The following is a 17,777-nucleotide window of genomic DNA, read 5'->3' as shown; positions in this document are numbered from 1 at the left end:
GGCCGCGCTCCAGGTCTCCGGGTCCGTGATGTCGACGCCGCTCGTGGCGCGCGGGGCGACCGGGGCGGTGACGTACGTGGGCAGCGGCACCGGGACCGGGTCCCAGCTGTCGCCGCGGGCCGGGCCGCGGTCGCGCTGCTGGTCGACCCACTCCGCGTGGTCGGTCTGCTCCACCAGGGCCCGCCGGTCCGCCTCCTGCGGGGAGGGGGCCGCGGCGGGCTCGGGGGAGGGCTCGGGCGTGGGCGCCGGACGCCGGCTCTCCCGCAGCCGGGCCGCCGCCGCCTCCGCGCGCCGCCGGTCCATCACGTACACGAAGCGGCGCCGTTCCTGGATCCGCAGGTGCACGATGTACGCGCTGAGGAGCAGGGCGGGGACGGTCGGTGCCCAGAGGAAGGCGACCCCGCCGACGGCGGCGACGACCGCGCCGAGGGTGAAGGCGGCGAAGAGGAGCGTCGTGGTGCGCCGGCGGCGGGCAAGTGCCTTGCCCCGGCGGGCGCGCTCGGCCGCCGCTCCGGCCGCGGGGCGGGCCGGGGCGGCATGTGCCGCCGGGTCCCGCTGTTCCCGTTCGGGGAGTTCCAGACGTGCTTCCGTTCTGGCCGCGGGCGCGGAGAACGCCCGGACGTCGACCGAGCTGAGGTGCTCGGTCTCCACGTCCGGGTCCACGTCGGGCGTCGGACCCTCCGCCGTACGGTCCCGCTCTTTCAGCTCCCTGGCATAACGGCGCTCCATGCCCGCCCGGCCGGAAAGCAGCCGGATGGCGGTGCTGAAGCGTTCCGTCGGACGCGCTTCGTTGAGCTCGTCCTGCCTGCGGAGCCACATCGGTACCAAGTAGGCGGCCCAGGCCCCGACGATGACTGCGTAGATGAGGCCGCTGCTGCTCACGCCTCACACGGTAGAGGGGTTCGTACGACGGCATCGGCCAATTGGCCCGGTGTGTCGCACGATCTGGCTGATATCACTGAACTTTTTTGTGATTGTTCAGATCGATTGACTGCCAACTACCGATTCAATTCGAACACTTATCTTATTCTCGCGTGGTGCCAGCGTTTCAGGAGCCCTTGCGGCACCTCCTCCGCCGTCAGCGCGAAGACCAGGTGGTCCCGCCACGCACCGTCGATGTGGAGATAGCGGGGCCGCAGCCCCTCCTCGCGGAATCCCAGTTTCTCGACGACCCGGCGCGAAGGCCCGTTCTCCGGGCGGATGCAGACCTCCATGCGGTGCAGACCGACCGACCGGAAGCAGTGGTCGACGGCCAGCGCGACGGCCGTGGGCATGACGCCCCGGCCGGCCACCTCGCTGTCCACCCAGTAGCCCACGTGCCCGGAGCACATGGAGCCCCAGGTGATGCCCGCGACGGTCAACTGCCCGACCAGCCGCCCCCGGTACTCGATCACGAACGGCAGCATCCGTCCCGCGTTCGCCTCCGACCGCAGGTGGCGCACCATCTGACGGTAGGTCGGCCGCTGCGCCGGCGGCCCGCCCGGGGGCGGCGGCGGCACCGTCGCCTCCCAGGGCCGCAGCCATTCCCGGTTGCGCCGGTTCACCTCGCGCCAGGCGGCGTGGTCCCGCATCCTTATCGGCCGGAGCAGTACGTCTCCGTCCACCAGGACCACCGGCCAGCTCGGGATCACGACGGTCTCGGGTGGTCGCCGCCGCGGATCTGGTCGACGGCGTGGCGCAGGATCGGCTCCAGGACGGTCAGTCCGTCCCGTACGCCGCCGGAGGAGCCCGGCAGGTTCACGATCAGGGTGCCGCCCGCGACCCCCGCGAGGCCGCGTGAGAGCGCCGCCGTCGGCACCTTCTCCCGTCCGTACGCCCGGATCGCCTCCGGGATGCCGGGGATCTCGCGCTCCAGGACCCGCCGGGTCACCTCGGGCGTCTCGTCGGTGGGCGAGATGCCCGTACCGCCGGTGGTCACGATCACGTCGTACCCGGCGGCGATCCCGGCCCGCAGCGCGGCCTCCACCGGCGCCCCGTCGGGGACGACCTGCGGGCCGTCCACGGCGAAGCCGGTCCCGCGCAGGGCCTCCGCGATCAGCGGGCCGCCCTTGTCCTCGTAGACCCCGGCCGCCGCCCGGTTCGACGCGGTGACGACGAGCGCGGAGTACGGGGCGACCGGCGCCCCGCCGATATCGTCGCCGAGCGCCGCCGGCGGCAGGTCCGGGTGGTCGTGCCCGCCCGGCTCCCGGCCCGCGCGCGTCACGATCCGCTCCGCGTCCAGTGGCCCGACTTGCCGCCCGTCTTCTCCTCCACCCGTACGTCGGAGATGACCGCGCCCTTGTCGACCGCCTTCACCATGTCGACGACGGTGAGGGCCGCCACGGAGACCGCGGTCAGGGCCTCCATCTCGACGCCCGTCCGGTCCGTGGTCTTCACGGTGGCCAGGATCTCCACCGCGTCGTCGGCGACCGCGAGGTCCAGGGTCACGCCCGACACGGCCAGCGGATGGCAGAGCGGGATGAGGTCGGGGGTCTTCTTCGCTCCCATGATCCCGGCGATCCGGGCCGTGGCGAGCGCGTCGCCCTTCGGGACACCCTCGCCGCGCAGCAGCTCGATCACGCGCGGCGAGACGAGGACCCGCCCGCTGGCGCGCGCCGTGCGGGACGTGACGTCCTTCGCCGAGACGTCGACCATGCGGGCCGCGCCCGCCTCGTCGATGTGGGTGAGACCTTGCTGCGTGCTCATCGCCGTGACACTCCCGGTCGCTGTGTGGGACGACACCGTACCCCCACCCTCGCCCCCTCAGCCGAGGAGGACCACTTCCAGCTCGCTGCCCGGCTCCACGCTCTCCGTCTCCTCCGGGACCACGAGCAGGCAGTCCGCGTGCGCGAGGGCGGCGATCAGGTGGGATCCGGCGCCGCCCACCGGAGTGACGGTGCCCGCCTCGGGGTCGTACGTCCCCCGGAGGAACTGCCGGCGCCCGGCGGGCGACGTGAGCGCCTTCCCGGCCGCCAGCTCCGCCCGCACCCGGGGCCTGTGCAGCTCCTCGACCCCCATCAGGGCGCGGATCGCGGGCCGGACGAACAACTCGAAGGAGACGTACGAGGAGACCGGGTTGCCCGGCAGCGCGAGGAGCGGGATCTGCTCGGCGCCGATCGCGCCGAAGCCCTGGGGCTTGCCCGGCTGCATGGCCAGCTTGCGGAAGTCGACCTGCCCGTCGGCCGTCAGCGCCTCCTTGACCACGTCGTACGCGCCGACGCTCACCCCGCCCGTGGTCACGATCAGATCGGCCCGGATCAGCTGGTCCTCGATGGTGGCGCGCAGCGACTCGGCGTCGTCGGCGACGGCCCCCACCCGGTAGGCGAGGGCGCCCGCGTCCCGCGCGGCCGCGGCGAGCGCGAAGCTGTTGGAGTCGTGGATCTGGCCCTCGGCCAGCGGCTCGCCGGGCTGGACCAGCTCGCTGCCGGTGGACATGACGACCACCCGGGGGCGGGGCCGCACCCGGACGGTGCCGCGGCCGATCGCGGCGAGCAGCCCGATCTGCGGCGGTCCGAGGATCGTGCCCGCCGCGAGGGCGAGCTCACCGGCCCGTACGTCGCTGCCCCGCTCGCGGACATGGGCGCCGGCCGCCGCGGCGCGGTGCACCTGGACCTCGCCCGACGCGCCCTCGGGGGCGGCGCTCGCCGCGGTCATGCCGGTGGCGGCGCCGCCGCCCGTACCGCCGTCGGTCCACTCGACCGGGACGACGGCCTCGGCACCGGGCGGCAGCGGGGCGCCGGTCATGATCCGGGCGGCCTGGCCGGGGCCGACCTCGGGCAGTCCGCCGGCGCCCGCCGCGACGTCGCCGACGACGGTGAGGACGGCGGGGAACTCCCCGGTGGCGCCCGCGACATCGGCGACCCGGACCGCGTACCCGTCCATGGAGCTGTTGTCGAAGGGCGGTAGCGCGACGGGGACCGTCACGTCCTCGACGAGCACGCACCCCTGCGCGTCCAGGAGCTGGAGCTCGATGGGTTCGAGCGGGCCGACCGTGGCGAGGATGTCGGCGAGGTGCTCGTCCACCGACCAGAGGCCGCGCGCGGGCCCCGCGCAGGGGTCCGCGGCGCCGGTCTCCCCGCCGTGCGCGTGAGCGCCGTGCTCGTGATCGTGGGCGTGGTCGCCGTGCTCGTGGTCGTCGTGGTCGTCGTGGGACGGCGACGGGGCCGCGCTGCTGCTCAAGGTGCTACATCTCCTCGCTGACGTATCTCCGGAGCCAGGCCCGGAAGTCCGGTCCCAGATCTTCACGTTCGCACGCGAGTCTGACAATGGCACGCAGATAGTCACCGCGGTCGCCGGTGTCATAGCGGCGGCCCTTGAAGACCACTCCGTGCACCGGGCCGCCGATCTTCTCGTCCGAGGCGAGGGTCTGCAGGGCGTCCGTCAGCTGGATCTCCCCGCCGCGGCCCGGCTCGGTCTCCCGCAGCGTCCCGAAGACGGCCGGATCCAGCACGTACCGGCCGATGATCGCGTAGTTGCTGGGGGCCTCGTCCGGGTCCGGCTTCTCGACGAGGTCCGTCACCTTCACGACGTCCGCGTCGCCGGTCGCCTCGACGGCCGCGCAGCCGTACAGGTGGATCTGCGAGGGGTCGACCTCCATGAGGGCGATCACACTGCCGCCCTCCCGCTCCTGGATCTCCACCATCCGCGCCAGCAGCGGGTCGCGGGGGTCGATCAGGTCGTCGCCGAGGAGCACCGCGAAGGGCTGGTCGCCGACGTGCGGGGCGGCGCAGAGCACCGCGTGGCCGAGGCCGCGCGGGGCGCCCTGGCGCACGTAGTGCATGGTGGCGAGGTCACTGGACTCCTGGACCTTCGAGAGGCGTTCGGCGTCGCCCTTCCGGGTCAGGGCCTCCTCCAGCTCGTAGTTCCGGTCGAAGTGGTCCTCCAGGGGACGCTTGTTCCGGCCGGTGATCATCAGGACGTCGGAGAGGCCGGCCGCGACGGCCTCCTCGACGACGTACTGGATGGCCGGCTTGTCGACGACCGGCAGCATCTCCTTCGGCGTCGCCTTGGTCGCCGGGAGGAAGCGGGTGCCGAGGCCGGCGGCCGGGATGACAGCCTTGCTGATCCGGCCCAACCTGGGGAGCGAGTGATTCATGCCGAGCACTTTAGTCGTTCGGAATGAGAGAAAGATGGTGCTCCGATTAACTTCCTCCACATAAAGCCAGGTTCGAGACTTTAGTGAATTCGCAGGGAACGACATGACACCTGAGATGTCCGAAAAGACCGTGCTGCGCAGCCGACTTCTCGGTGCCCGCGCCGCGCTGGACGCCGACTCCCTGGCCCGCACGGCCGAGTCACTCGCCCGCCATGGGCTCGAACTCCCGGAACTCGCGGAGGCGTCCACGGTCGCCGCGTACGTCTCCGTGGGCCGCGAGCCGGGCACGCGCGCGCTGCTCGACGCGCTCCACGCGCGCGGGGTGCGGGTCCTGCTCCCCGTGCTGCTCCCCGACAACGACCTGGACTGGGCGGCGTACGAGGGACCCGAGCGGCTCGTGAAGGCCGGGCGCGGCCTGCTCGAACCGATGGGGACCCGGCTCGGCCCCGACGCCGTGTGCGGCGCCGGCGCGGTCCTGCTGCCGGGCCTCGCGGTCGACGGCCGCGGGATGCGGCTGGGGCGGGGCGGCGGCTCGTACGACCGGGTGCTCGCCCGGCTCGGGCGGGCGGGCGCCGATCCGGCGCTCGTGGTGCTCCTCTACGCGGACGAGGTGGTCGCGCGGGTCCCGGAGGAACCGCACGACCACCCCGTGCACGCGGTGGTGACCCCGGTGGGGGTCACCCGCTTCCGGCCCTGATCAGGGCTTCAGCTTGAGCGTGTCCTTCGTCGCCGCGTCGACGGCCGCCTTGCCGTAGGCCCAGTCGTACAGGTCGCCCCTCGCCCACGCGTCCGTCTGGTCGGTGTAGTGGGAGCTGAAGGCGTGGCCGGAGGCACCGGTGAGGTTGATCCACCGGGACTTGTCCCAGTCGCCGACGTTGACGACCATCCGCATGGAAGGGACCCAGATGACGTCGTAGCCGCCCGCGGCGTTCCAGCCGGTGGCGTCGACGGCCGCCTCGCCGCCGCCCAGGTTCCACGGGCCGCGGTTGAGGAGCTGCTGGACGACGCCGGGTCCTGCGGTGCCGAGGGTCTGGTTCTTGAGGGTCAGCTGGTGCAGCCGGCCCCAGCTCCAGGTGGAGACGTCCTTGCCGAGCTTCGCGGTCAGCTCCCAGCGCGCGTCCTTCATGGCGCGGGCGAGCAGCTGGTCGCGGGTCTCGGTGGCCTGGTCGGTGCGGTTGGCCGGGGTGACCCACCACTCGCTCTTGTCCTGCTTGAGGAGCGGGCGGACCACCTCGTACCAGCGGTCGCCGCCGTCCGGCTGCGCGGAGTCGGGGTCGCGCTGGCCGCACTCGCGGACGAGCTTGTTCTGCTCGTCGACCGGGCCGGTGCCGTCGGCCGGGCGGACGTTGATGCAGTCGCCCTCGGCGCGGAGCTCCTTGGGCAGCTTGTTGCCGAAGGCCAGCTTGAGGACGTTGCGCCAGACCGCGTTGAAGTAGGCGGCGGCGGCCGAGTCGGGCTCCTGGGTGTAGTCCCAGCCCTCCAGCAGCTTCTGCGCCTCGCGGACGTGCGGGTCCGAGATGTCGATCTTGAGCAGAAGCGGGTTGAGCAGCGTGGCGATCTCGCTGCGGTTGTCCGTCTGCATGGTCCGCATGTCGTCCGGCGAGATCTTCCCGCCGTCCTTGGTCTTGGACTCGATCAGGTCGTTGATCCGCTGGCTGCGGGAGCCGTAGCCCCAGTCCTTGGTGAGCAGGTCGGGGTAGCCCTTGGGGTCGATCACGGCCTGGTTGGCGGTGACGATGTAGCCGCGCTCGGGGTCGTACTCGTAGGGCAGCTGCTCGAAGGGGATGTAGCCCTTCCAGCGGTACGAGGAGTCCCAGCCGGGTGCGGGCAGGGTGCCGTCGCCCTTGGCGCGCTGCGGGATCTTGCCCGGGGACTGGTAGCCGATGTGGCCCTCGGTGTCGGCGTAGACCAGGTTCTGCGAGGGGACCTCGAAGTTCTTCGCGGCGGCGCGGAACTGGTCGAAGTCCTTGGCGCGGTCGAGGGCGAAGATCGCGTCCATCGAGCGGCCCGGCTGGAGCGCGGTCCACTGGAGGGAGACGCCGTAGCCGGCGCCGCGGTCGGGGGCGGCGTTGCCGACGGGGGCCTTCTGGCCGACCTTCTCCAGTTCGGAGGAGCGGTCCGAGACGAGCGGGCCGCGGTCGGTGGAGCGGACGGTGATCGTCCGGTCGCTGCCGCCGGCGACCTTGATGGTCTCCTCGCGGACCGTGAAGGGCTTGACCTTGCCGTCGACGATGTAGCCGTCGGGGCCGATCTTCTCCAGGTAGAGGTCGGTGACGTCGGCGCCGAGGTTGGTGAGCCCCCAGGCGATCTTGTCATTGTGTCCGATGATCACACCGGGCATGCCGGAGAAGGTGTAGCCCGAGACGTCGTAGCGGCAGGTCGCCGAGACCGAGCGGCAGTGCAGGCCCATCTGGTACCAGAGGGACGGCAGCTGGGGCGCGAGATGCGGGTCGTTGGCGAGCAGCGGCTTGCCCGAGGTCGTGTACTGCCCCGAGACGACCCAGGAGTTCGAGCCGATGCCGTTGCCGTTGGGGCCGAGGAGGGCGGGGATGCCGTCCAGGACCTCGGAGAGCGCGCCGAGCTGACTGCCGATGCCCTGCGAGGAACCGGAGGAGCCGGATGAACCGGAGGAACCGGAGGAACCGGAGGAGCTGGAAGAACCGGAGGAGCCCGACGAGTCGGAGGCCGGGGTCTCGCCCGTGCTCAGGTCGTCGTCCTCGCCGGGCTTCGCCTTCGGGTCGAACTTGCCGCTGGACCCGTCCACCGCCCCCTTGTCGACGATCGGCTGGTGGAGCGCGTACGGGTAGTCCGGGTAGAGCTGCTTGATCTGGCTCGCGCTCATCCGGCTGGTCATCAGCGAGCGGTCGATCTCGTCCTGCATGTTGCCGCGCAGGTCCCAGGCCATCGCCTTGAGCCAGGCCACCGAGTCCACCGGCGTCCACGGCTCGATCGCGTAGTCGTTGGTGAGGGCCAGGGCCGCGTACTCGACGGAGATGTCGGCGGGGTCACGGTCCTTCAGATAGGCGTTGACGCCCTCCGCGTAGGCCTGGAGGTACTTCTTCGTCTCCGGCGACAGGACCTTGTCGTACTCCTGCTGCGCGACCCGGCGCCAGCCGAGCGTGCGCAGGAAGGAGTCCGTCTCGACCTGGCCGTCGCCGAACATCTCGGAGAGCCGTCCCGCGGTCACGTGCCGGCGGACGTCCATCTCGTAGAAGCGGTCCTGCGCCTGGACGTAGCCCTGGGCGCGGAAGAGGTCCGCCTCGTTGTCGGCGTAGATCTGCGGGACGCCGTTCGCGTCGCGCTTCACCTCCACCTCGCCGGACAGACGGTCGAGCCGGATCTCGCCCGTGGTCTGCGGGAACGAGGCCCGGACGGTGCTCACACCCCAGTACCCGCCGTATCCGACGCCCGCGACCAGGGCGAGGACCAGGACGAGGAGGATCAGGCGGGCGCGCCGCCCTTTCTTCTTGGCGGGAGGCGCGGTCGTGTTGGAGGGCATCGCTGTCCTTCGAGGGGCAGGGTGGTCCTGGAGTACGGGTGCAACCTTAGGCGCAGCGTCCGGAGGGCCCGGACGCGGTGTCCGGAACAGAACCGTACTGGCGAGCGAGGAGGTGCAAAGGAGGCGTCAAGAAAGCGTTAAAGATTAGGTAAGGTAACGAAGTGTCGGCCGCTGGAGGAACGATCCAGCCGCACGCGACGGCCGCTGGAGGACCGCCCCAGCCGCCTGTGAGGGGAAGGAACGGCCACTGACTGTCCACGAGCTCAACGAACTCCTGCTCATCAGCTCCCTCGTGCTGCTGATCGCGGTCGCGGCCGTACGGATCTCGTCCCGGAGCGGGCTCCCCAGCCTGCTGCTCTACCTCGGCATCGGCATCGCCATCGGCCAGGACGGCATCGGCAACGTCGCCTTCGACAACGCGGAACTGACGCAGGTCATCGGCTACGCCGCACTCGTCGTGATCCTCGCCGAGGGTGGCCTCGGCACGAAGTGGAAGGAGATCAAGCCGGCCCTGCCCGCCGCGGTCGTCCTCTCCACCGTCGGCGTCGCGGTGAGCGTGGGCATCACGGCCGCCGCCGCCCACTATCTCGTGGGCCTCGACTGGCGGCAGGCCCTGATCATCGGCGCCGTCGTCTCCTCGACCGACGCCGCAGCGGTCTTCTCCGTCCTGCGCAAGGTGCCCCTGCCGTCCCGGGTCACCGGCGTCCTGGAGGCCGAGTCCGGCTTCAACGACGCCCCCGTCGTCATCCTCGTCGTCGCCTTCTCCACCGCGGGACCGGTCGACGACTGGTACGTCCTGGTCGGCACGATCGTCCTCGAACTCGCCATCGGCGTCGCCGTGGGTCTCGCCGTCGGCTTCCTCGGCGCGTACGGGCTGCGGCACGTCGCCCTGCCCGCCTCCGGTCTCTACCCGATCGCCGTCATGGCCATCGCCGTCGTCGCCTACGCGGCCGGCGCCATGGCGCACGGCTCCGGCTTCCTCGCCGTCTACCTGGCCTCGATGGTCCTCGGCAACGCCAAGCTGCCCCACGCGCCCGCGAACCGCGGCTTCGCCGAGGGCCTCGGCTGGATCGCCCAGATCGGCATGTTCGTCCTGCTCGGCCTGCTCGTCACCCCGCACGAGCTGGTCCACGACTTCTGGCCCGCCGTCGTCATCGGCCTGGTCCTGACCGCGGTCGCCCGGCCCATGGAGGTGCTGGTCAGCCTGCTGCCCTTCCGCATCCCCTGGCAGGAGCAGGCCCTGATGTCCTGGGCGGGCCTGCGCGGAGCCGTCCCCATCATCCTGGCCACCATCCCGATGGTGTCGGACATCGAGGGCAGCGAGCGGATCTTCAACATCGTCTTCGTGCTCGTCGTCGTCTACACCCTCGTCCAGGGGCCGACCCTGCCGTGGCTGGCGAAGGCCCTCAAGCTCGGGGACTCCGGGGAGGCGGCCGACCTCGGCGTCGAGTCCGCGCCGCTGGAGCGGCTCCGCGGCCACCTGCTCTCCGTCACCATCCCGGAGCACTCCCGGATGCACGGCGTCGAGGTCGCCGAGCTGCGGCTGCCGGCCGGAGCGGCCGTCACCCTCGTCGTACGGGAGGAGTCGAGCTTCGTCCCGGGGCCGGCGACCGTCCTGCGGCGCGGCGACGAACTCCTCGTCGTCGCGACCGATCCGGTACGGGACGCCACCGAGCGACGGCTGCGCGCCGTCGGCCAGGGCGGCAAGCTCGCCGGCTGGCTCGGCACCGGGGGCGCCACGGCGGTCAGCCGGCCGCACGGCACCGAGATGCGCTTCCACCGCCCGGACCAGCACAAACGAACATCCGGTTAATCCCAGGCATTATTTCGGGGGCATGGGCGTTTTCCCAGGCGGGAGGACGCTCCTCCCTGTACCATGAAGGCACACCTGATCGAACCAACTCTGCCTGACGCAGAGCTGGCGCGACCGTATGGCGGCCGTGGCGCCCCTCCGTAGTGGGGCCGGCCCGGTATCTACCGCAGTGACGCGCATGAGGACAGCTCTCGGCGACACCCGCACCACCGTGCCGGGAACGCGCTACCAGGCGGCAGAAAGGCCAGGACCGTGGCGTCCACGGTCATCTCCGACAAGCGGCCCGGCTACGGGCAGCTGCTGCGCACCCCCGGTGCGCTGTCCTTCCTGCTCCCCGGCTTCGCCGCCCGGCAGCCCTTCGCGATGCTGACCATCGGCATCGTCCTGCTCGTCCAGCACACCACCGGCTCCTTCGGCAGCGCCGGCGCCGTCGCCGCCGTCACCGGCGTCTCGATGGCGCTGTTCGCCCCGCAGAGCGGCAAGCTCGCCGACCGCTTCGGCCAGCGCGCCGTCCTCATCCCCGGCGTCCTCGTCCACACAGCCTCCGTCTCCCTGCTCGTAGTGCTCGCGCTGAGCGGCGCCCCGCTGTGGGCGCTGTTCCTGGCCGCCGTGCCCGCCGGTGCCTCCGTGCCGCAGGTCGGGCCGATGGTCCGGGCCCGCTGGGCCGCCAAGCTCGACGGCACCCCGCTGATGCCGACCGCCGCGGCCTTCGAGTCCGTCACCGACGAGTTCACCTTCGTCGTCGGCCCCGTCCTCGCGACCGCCCTGTGCACCGGCGTCCACCCCGCCGCCGGCCTGATCGCCGAGGCCGCCCTCACCCTCTTCGGCGGTCTCTTCTTCGCCGCCCAGCGCGCCACCCAGCCCGCGTTCGGCATCTCCGCGGCCACCGCCGCCGAGCCGCACCGCTCGGCGCTCTCCATCCCCGGCGTCCGCGTCCTCGTCGTCGCCTTCCTCGGCATCGGCTCCGTCTTCGGCGGCATGCAGGTCTCCCTCACCGCCTTCTCCGAGGAGATCGGCAACCCCGGCGCCAACGGCCTGCTGTACGGCGTCTTCGCCGCCGGCAACATGCTCGCGGGCATCGCCATGGGCGCCGTCGCCTGGAAGACCGGCCCCCGCCGCCGCCTGATCATGGGCTACGCCGGACTCACCGTCGCCGCCTCGCTGCTGTGGACCACGCACTCGGTGCTGCTCCTCGGCGCCCTCGGCCTGGTCGTGGGTCTCTGCATCGCCCCGGCCCTGATCACCGGCTACACCATCGTCGAGACCCTGATCCCGGCGTCCGCCCGCACCGAGGCCTTCACCTGGCTCACCGGCGCCGTCGCGCTCGGCCAGGCCGCGGCCGTCACGGTCGCCGGCCGACTCGCCGACGCCCACGGCGCGAGCACCGGATTCCTGGTCCCGATGGTGGGCACGGCGCTCGCCCTGGCCACGCTCCTGGCCCTGCGATCGCGCCTCAGGCCGCGCGAGGCGAGCCGCGTCGCGGCGCGTGGTATCGGTCACCGCGTCGCGGTGGCGGTGGACTGAACCGGCGGAATACGTCAGTATGGATCGTCGTTAGCACTCGATGAGTGTGAGTGCCAGGAGGAAGACAAGTGCCGACCTACCAGTACCAGTGCACCGAGTGCGGCGAAGGCCTCGAGGCGGTGCAGAAGTTCACCGATGACGCGCTGACCGAGTGCCCGCAGTGCCAGGGACGCCTCAAGAAGGTGTTCTCGGCCGTCGGCATCGTCTTCAAGGGATCCGGCTTCTACCGGAACGACAGCCGCGGCTCGTCGTCCAGCAGCTCGCCGGCCGCGTCGAAGTCCTCGACCCCGGCAGCGTCGTCGTCCTCGACGTCGGACGCCAAGCCGGCCGCGTCGACCGCCTCCACCTCCGCGGCGCCCTCGGGGTCCTCGTCGGGCACCGGAAGCTCGGCCGCCTGACCCCTGCGCCCGGGCCCGTCTCCGGCCGCGGTCCGTACGTTCCTCACCGAGGGCCCCGTCGTTCGCGACGGGGCCCTCGGCGTTCCCCGGCGCCCCGCATAGGGTGACCGGCATGGCGAACCCCCACGCGTACGCGGACATCGGTGTGATCGGCGGCTCCGGCTTCTACTCCTTCCTGGAGGACGTCACCGAGGTCACCGTCGACACCCCGTACGGCAGCCCCAGCGACTCCCTCTTCCTCGGCGAGATCGCCGGCCGGCAGGTCGCCTTCCTCCCCCGCCACGGCCGGAGCCACAGCGTCCCGCCGCACCGCATCAACTACCGCGCCAACCTGTGGGCCCTGCGCTCCGTGGGCGTCCGGCAGATCCTCGGCCCCTGCGCCGTCGGCGGACTCCGCGAGGAGTACGGGCCCGGCACCCTCGTCGTCCCCGACCAGCTCGTCGACCGCACGAAGGCCCGCGCGCAGACCTACTTCGACGGGGAGCGGCGGGCCGACGGAGCCGTGCCCCGCGTCGTCCACGTGACCTTCGCCGACCCGTACTGCCCCGACGGGCGGCGGGTCGCGGTCAAGGCCGCCCGCGGGCAGCGCTGGGAACCGGTCGACGGCGGCACGATGGTCGTGATCGAGGGGCCCCGCTTCTCCACCCGCGCCGAGTCCCGGTGGCACGCCGCGGCCGGCTGGTCGGTCGTCGGCATGACGGGCCACCCCGAGGCCGTCCTCGCCCGGGAACTGGGCCTCTGCTACACCTCGCTCGCGCTCGTCACCGACCTCGACGCGGGCGCCGAGACGGGCGACGGCGTCTCCCACACCGAGGTGCTGCGGGTGTTCGGCGAGAACGTCGGCCGGCTGCGGGAGGTGCTGTTCGACGCGGTGGCCACGCTGCCCGCGACCCTCGACCGGGACTGCCTGTGCACCCACGCCCACGACGGCTGGAACCTGGGGATCGAACTGCCCTGACCCGCCCCACCGGGGACGGCAACCCCCCGAGAGGGTGAGGGAGTTGTCCACAGGCGGTGGCCGGTCCCCAGGCCGGAGCGGGGAAGCCGTCCGGGCCGGAGAGTGGGAGCCGATCCCTTTCCCGACCAGGACGGCTTCCCCGCTCCGGCCTGGGGACCGCGACACGCTCATGGATGCCATGGAGCACCCCGAGAACTACCCGCAGCTGACCATCCGGGTCTCCGGCTACGCGGTCAACTTCGTCCGGCTCACCCGCGAGCAGCAGCTCGACGTGCTGAACCGCACCTTCCACGGCTCGCTGTAGGCGGCCCCTCCCCGCGACCGGGGCCGGTGGTCCCCGAGAACTACCCGCAGCTGACCATCCGGGTCTCCGGCTACGCGGTCAACTTCGTCCGGCCAGCACGTCGAGCTGCTGCTCGCGTGCTGAACCGCACCTTCCACGGCTCGCTGTAGGCGGCCCCTCCCCGCGACCGGGGCCGGTGGTGAGGGCCACCGGCCCCGGTCGCGGGGAGGGGCCGCCTACAGCGAGCCGTGGAAGGTGCGGTTCAGCACGTCGAGCTGCTGCTCGCGGGTGAGCCGGACGAAGTTGACCGCGTAGCCGGAGACCCGGATGGTCAGCTGCGGGTAGTTCTCGGGGTGCTCCATGGCATCCATGAGCGTGTCGCGGTTGAGGACGTTCACGTTCATGTGGAAGCCGTCGCCGGCCATGTAGCCGTCGAGGATGCCCGCGAGGTTCGCGATCCGCTCCTCGGGGGTGCGGCCCAGGCCGTCGGGGGTGACGGTGTTGGTCAGCGAGATGCCGTCCTCGGCGTGCTCGTAGGGGAGCTTGGCGACCGACAGGGCCGAGGCCACGTAGCCGTGGGTGTCGCGGCCATTCATCGGGTTCGCGCCCGGGGCGAAGGGCTCTCCGGCACGGCGCCCGTCGGGGGTGTTGCCGGTCTTCTTGCCGTAGACGACGTTGGAGGTGATGGTCAGGACGGACTGGGTGTGCTCGGCGTCGCGGTACGTGGGGTGCTTGCGCACCTTCTTCATGAACTCCTCGACCAGCCAGACCGCGATCTCGTCGGCCCGGTCGTCGTTGTTGCCGTAGGCCGGGTAGTCGCCCTCGACGGTGTAGTCGGTGGCGAGGCCGGTCTCGTCGCGGTGGACGGTGACCCGGGCGTACTTGATCGCGGCGAGCGAGTCGACGGCGACCGAGAGGCCGGCGATGCCGAAGGCCATGGTGCGGCGCACGTCGCGGTCGTGGAGCGCCATCTCGATGCGCTCGTAGGCGTACTTGTCGTGCATGAAGTGGATGACGTTCAGCGAGTGGACGTAGACCTTGGCGAGCCACTCCATCTGCTCGTCGAACCGGGCCATGACCTCGTCGTGGTCGAGGACGTCGGAGGTGAGGGCGCCGGTGTCGGGGCCGACCTGGGCGCCGGACTTCTCGTCCCGGCCGCCGTTGATCGCGTACAGGAGGGTCTTGGCGAGGTTCACGCGGGCGCCGAAGAACTGCATCTGCTTGCCGACCGGCATCGCGGAGACGCAGCAGGCGATGGCGGTGTCGTCGCCGAAGCGGGGGCGCATCAGCTCGTCCGACTCGTACTGGACGGAGGAGGTGTCGATGGAGACCTTCGCGCAGAACTCCTTGAAGCCCTGCGGGAGGCGCGGCGACCAGAAGACGGTCATGTTCGGCTCGGGGGCCGGGCCGAGGTTGTAGAGGGTCTGGAGGTAGCGGAAGGAGGTGCGGGTGACCAGCGGGCGGCCGTCCTCCCCCATGCCGGCGAGGGACTCGGTGACCCAGGTCGGGTCGCCGGAGAAGCCCTGGTCGTACTCCGGGGTGCGCAGGAAGCGGACGATGCGGAGCTTGATGATGAAGTCGTCGACGAGTTCCTGGGCCTGCTCCTCGGTGAGGAGGCCGGCGTCGATGTCGCGCTGGAGGTAGACGTCGAGGAAGGTGGAGGTGCGGCCGAGGGACATCGCGGCGCCGTTCTGCTCCTTCACGGCGGCGAGGTAGGCGAAGTAGAGCCACTGGACGGCTTCCTGGCCGGTGGTGGCGGGGCCGGAGACGTCGTGGCCGTAGGAGGCGGCCATCGCCTTGAGTTCGCCGAGGGCCCGGATCTGCTCGGCGAGTTCCTCGCGGAGCCGGATGGTCTCCTCGATCGAGCGGCGTCCGGCGGGGAGGGAGTCGAGTTCCGCCTTCTCCTCCCGCTTCACCTCGATGAGCCGGTCGACGCCGTAGAGGGCGACACGACGGTAGTCGCCGATGATGCGGCCGCGTCCGTAGGCGTCGGGAAGTCCGGTGACGACGCCGGCCTTGCGGGCGGCGCGGATCTCGGGGGTGTACGCGTCGAAGACGCCGGCGTTGTGGGTCTTGCGGTACTCGGTGAAGACCTTCTCCAGCTCGGCGGAGACGGGGTAGCCGTAGGTCTCCAGGGCTCCGGCGACCATGCGCCAGCCGCCGTAGGGCATGATCGCGCGCTTGAGCGGGGCGTCGGTCTGGAGGCCGACGATCAGTTCCCTGTCCTGGTCGATGTAGCCGGGGGCGTGGGCGGTGATGGTCGAGGGGATGTCGTACGAGACGTCGTGGACGCCCTTGGCGCGCTCCTCGGGGAACCGGTCGGTGATGGCCTGCCACACGGCGGTGGTCCGCTCGGTGGGTCCGGCGAGGAAGGTGTCGTCGCCCTCGTACGGCGTGTAGTTCTGCTGGATGAAGTCGCGGACGTCGACGGCGTCGCGCCACAGTCCGCCCTTGAAGCCCTTCCAGGCCCGCTCGGTCACCGTTGCCTCAGCAGGGGTCGCAGTCACTGCCCGCACCGCCTTCTTCGATTCATTCGATCGCGTCGTTGCTTACCTCCATTGCACTCCTTCTGATCGATCATCCGGGTCGGCATTGGTCACCTTCCGGTGGCCTTAGGTCCCGTTCCGGGGATGCGGAAAGGCCCCGCCGGGGCGGGGCCTTCTCCGGGGGCGGGAGTGCCGGCTCAGCTGGGTGCCTCGGCGCTCTTGCGGGCGTAGAACCACCAGGTCACGACCATGCAGCTGAGGTAGAAGGCGACGAATCCCCACATCGCGCTGGTGACGGCGACCGAGCCGAACAGGGCCGGGATGAAGAAGAAGCCGTAGGCCGCGATGGCCGAGGTGAATCCGGTGACCGCACCGGACTCCATCTCCGCCTGCTTCAGCGCGGCGGCGTGTTCCGGGGTGCCTTCCTCCAGGCCCTTGAGGTGGGTTCCCCGGAAGATGACCGGGATCTGGCGGAAGGTGGAGCCGTTGCCGATGCCGGAGAAGAAGAAGGCGGCGAGGAAGCAGAGGAAGAAGCCGTAGAACGAGCCGCCGTCGCTGCCCGAGGGGAGGAAGTTGATCACGCCGATGATCGCGACGGCCATGCCCACGAAGGAGAGGAGGGTGACCCGGGCGCCGCCCCACTTGTCGGCGATCCAGCCGCCGCCCCAGCGCGCGAGGGCGCCCACGGCGGGGCCCATCCAGGCGTAGGTGGCGATCGAGTAGTCCGGGAACGTGGTCTTGATCAGCATCGGCAGGGCGGCGGCGAAGCCGATGAAGGAGCCGAAGGTGCCGACGTACAGCCAGGTCATCAGCCAGTTGTGCTTGCGCCTGAAGATGATCTTCTGCTGCTTGAACGGGGTCGAGGCGACCTTCAGGTCGTTCTGCCCGAACCAGGCGACGGCCGCGAGGACCAGCAGGACCGGGACCCAGAGGAACGCGGCGTTCTGGAGGTACACGGGGGTGCCGTCGGCCTTGTGCTGGGCCGAGCCGATCGCGATGGTCGACCAGGTGATGACGATCGGGGTGAGCAGCTGGACGACGGAGACGCCGAGGTTGCCCAGACCGCCGTTGATGCCGGTCGCGCTGCCCTTCCTCGCCTTGGGGAAGAAGAAGCCGATGTTGGCGAGGGAGGAGGCGAAGTTCGCGCCGCCGATGCCGCAGAGGGCGGCGATGGCGACCATCACGGCGTACGGGGTGGTCGGGTCCTGGATGGCGACGCCGAGCCAGATCAACGGCACGATCAGCACGACCGTCGACAGGGCGGTGAAGCGGCGCTGCCCGACCATCGGGCCGAGGAAGGTGTAGAGGATCCGGGCCGTGCCGCCGGTCAGACCGGGGATGGCCGTCAGCCAGAACAGCTGGGAGGTCGAGAAGCCGAAGCCGACGTCCTTCAGGTTCGTCGCGGTGACCGACCAGACCTGCCAGACGACGAACGCCACGAGCAGCGCCGGTACGGCGATCCACAGGTTGCGGTTCGCGACCTTCCGTCCGATCGACTTCCAGAAGAGCTCGTTCTCCGGCTCCCAGTCCGTGATCGGCCGGCCGGGACGGTACTGCTCCGTGTCGTACGAGGCGGCGGGACCGCCGGTCCTTCTGCTGTCCTGGACTACGGAACTCATGGCACTTCCCTGACTTCCCTGGCGTTAGGGGGGCTTCCTTGCCCTTCCAGGCTGCGCGGCGACCGGAGGGCTCCGTGAGTGCCGATGGTCGCCGGCCGGGCGGGCCAAGGTCGGCGCGCCCGG

General features: G+C 71.3%; 15 protein-coding genes and 1 pseudogene. 7 read left to right on the top strand and 9 right to left on the bottom strand.

Annotated elements, in window-relative coordinates; translation table 11 throughout:
* The 6 genes from glpR to galU all read right to left on the bottom strand — a co-directional run.
* The coding region (glpR, locus tag EAO70_RS16955; protein ID WP_148005184.1) for a gephyrin-like molybdotransferase receptor GlpR at nucleotides 1-882 on the bottom strand (882 nt) is incomplete at its 3' end.
* Nucleotides 883-1,019: 137 nt separating this feature from the next.
* The gene (locus tag EAO70_RS16950; protein WP_402116889.1) at nucleotides 1,020-1,613 is read right to left on the bottom strand and encodes a GNAT family N-acetyltransferase; all 594 of its coding nucleotides are present in this window, start codon (nucleotides 1,611-1,613) and stop codon (nucleotides 1,020-1,022) included.
* A gap of 14 nt (nucleotides 1,614-1,627) precedes the next feature.
* The gene (locus EAO70_RS16945; RefSeq protein ID WP_261993033.1) at nucleotides 1,628-2,158 is read right to left on the bottom strand and encodes a molybdenum cofactor biosynthesis protein B; all 531 of its coding nucleotides are present in this window, start codon (nucleotides 2,156-2,158) and stop codon (nucleotides 1,628-1,630) included.
* A gap of 41 nt (nucleotides 2,159-2,199) precedes the next feature.
* Nucleotides 2,200-2,685: a cyclic pyranopterin monophosphate synthase MoaC gene (gene moaC / locus EAO70_RS16940; protein WP_148003806.1), complete on the bottom strand. Its 486-nt coding sequence runs from the start codon at nucleotides 2,683-2,685 to the stop codon at nucleotides 2,200-2,202.
* Between the two features lie 57 nt (nucleotides 2,686-2,742).
* Nucleotides 2,743-4,158, bottom strand: a complete 1,416-nt coding sequence (gene glp / locus EAO70_RS16935) for a gephyrin-like molybdotransferase Glp (protein WP_410091290.1) — start codon at nucleotides 4,156-4,158, stop codon at nucleotides 2,743-2,745.
* Between the two features lie 4 nt (nucleotides 4,159-4,162).
* The gene (gene galU / locus EAO70_RS16930) at nucleotides 4,163-5,074 is read right to left on the bottom strand and encodes a UTP--glucose-1-phosphate uridylyltransferase GalU (RefSeq protein ID WP_148003805.1); all 912 of its coding nucleotides are present in this window, start codon (nucleotides 5,072-5,074) and stop codon (nucleotides 4,163-4,165) included.
* Nucleotides 5,075-5,177: 103 nt separating this feature from the next.
* Here galU and EAO70_RS16925 point away from each other — a divergent pair, with 103 nt between their 5' ends.
* Entirely contained in the window at nucleotides 5,178-5,771 is a 594-nt protein-coding gene (locus EAO70_RS16925; RefSeq protein ID WP_148003804.1) for a 5-formyltetrahydrofolate cyclo-ligase, read from the top strand.
* On the opposite strand, the gene EAO70_RS16920 is transcribed toward EAO70_RS16925, so the two are convergent.
* Nucleotides 5,772-8,573: a penicillin acylase family protein gene (locus EAO70_RS16920; protein ID WP_148003803.1), complete on the bottom strand. Its 2,802-nt coding sequence runs from the start codon at nucleotides 8,571-8,573 to the stop codon at nucleotides 5,772-5,774. It abuts the gene before it with no gap.
* Between the two features lie 247 nt (nucleotides 8,574-8,820).
* Here EAO70_RS16920 and EAO70_RS16915 point away from each other — a divergent pair, with 247 nt between their 5' ends.
* The 6 genes and pseudogenes from EAO70_RS16915 to EAO70_RS16885 all read left to right on the top strand — a co-directional run bounded on the left by EAO70_RS16915 (nucleotide 8,821) and on the right by EAO70_RS16885 (nucleotide 13,719).
* A complete protein-coding gene (locus tag EAO70_RS16915; RefSeq protein WP_148003802.1) occupies nucleotides 8,821-10,386 on the top strand; it encodes a potassium/proton antiporter in 1,566 nt (521 codons plus the stop codon).
* Between the two features lie 252 nt (nucleotides 10,387-10,638).
* Nucleotides 10,639-11,910 carry an MFS transporter gene (locus EAO70_RS16905; RefSeq protein ID WP_148003801.1) on the top strand — a complete coding sequence of 424 codons (1,272 nt, stop codon included), beginning with the start codon at nucleotides 10,639-10,641 and terminating at the stop codon, nucleotides 11,908-11,910.
* Between the two features lie 68 nt (nucleotides 11,911-11,978).
* Nucleotides 11,979-12,308 (top strand): FmdB family zinc ribbon protein, encoded by a 330-nt coding sequence (locus EAO70_RS16900; RefSeq protein WP_148003800.1) that lies wholly within the window; start codon nucleotides 11,979-11,981, stop codon nucleotides 12,306-12,308.
* A gap of 112 nt (nucleotides 12,309-12,420) precedes the next feature.
* On the top strand, nucleotides 12,421-13,266 hold the full coding sequence (locus tag EAO70_RS16895; RefSeq protein ID WP_148003799.1) for an S-methyl-5'-thioadenosine phosphorylase: 846 nt from the start codon (nucleotides 12,421-12,423) through the stop codon (nucleotides 13,264-13,266).
* A gap of 154 nt (nucleotides 13,267-13,420) precedes the next feature.
* Nucleotides 13,421-13,570: pseudogene (locus EAO70_RS16890) on the top strand (glycine radical domain-containing protein); the annotation flags it as partial.
* Between the two features lie 26 nt (nucleotides 13,571-13,596).
* On the top strand, nucleotides 13,597-13,719 hold the full coding sequence (locus EAO70_RS16885) for a glycine radical domain-containing protein (RefSeq protein WP_148003798.1): 123 nt from the start codon (nucleotides 13,597-13,599) through the stop codon (nucleotides 13,717-13,719).
* Nucleotides 13,720-13,785: 66 nt separating this feature from the next.
* On the opposite strand, the gene pflB is transcribed toward EAO70_RS16885, so the two are convergent.
* Nucleotides 13,786-16,056 (bottom strand): formate C-acetyltransferase, encoded by a 2,271-nt coding sequence (gene pflB / locus EAO70_RS16880; protein WP_187283925.1) that lies wholly within the window; start codon nucleotides 16,054-16,056, stop codon nucleotides 13,786-13,788.
* A 176-nt stretch (nucleotides 16,057-16,232) separates the two neighbouring features.
* Nucleotides 16,233-17,654 carry a NarK family nitrate/nitrite MFS transporter gene (locus tag EAO70_RS16875; protein ID WP_261992912.1) on the bottom strand — a complete coding sequence of 474 codons (1,422 nt, stop codon included), beginning with the start codon at nucleotides 17,652-17,654 and terminating at the stop codon, nucleotides 16,233-16,235.
* Nucleotides 17,655-17,777 lie beyond the last annotated feature (123 nt).

It is taken from the genome of Streptomyces sp. adm13(2018), from assembly GCF_008042145.1.
In the GTDB taxonomy this organism is placed as follows: domain Bacteria; phylum Actinomycetota; class Actinomycetes; order Streptomycetales; family Streptomycetaceae; genus Streptomyces.
This window is presented reverse-complemented; position numbering and strand designations above follow the sequence as displayed.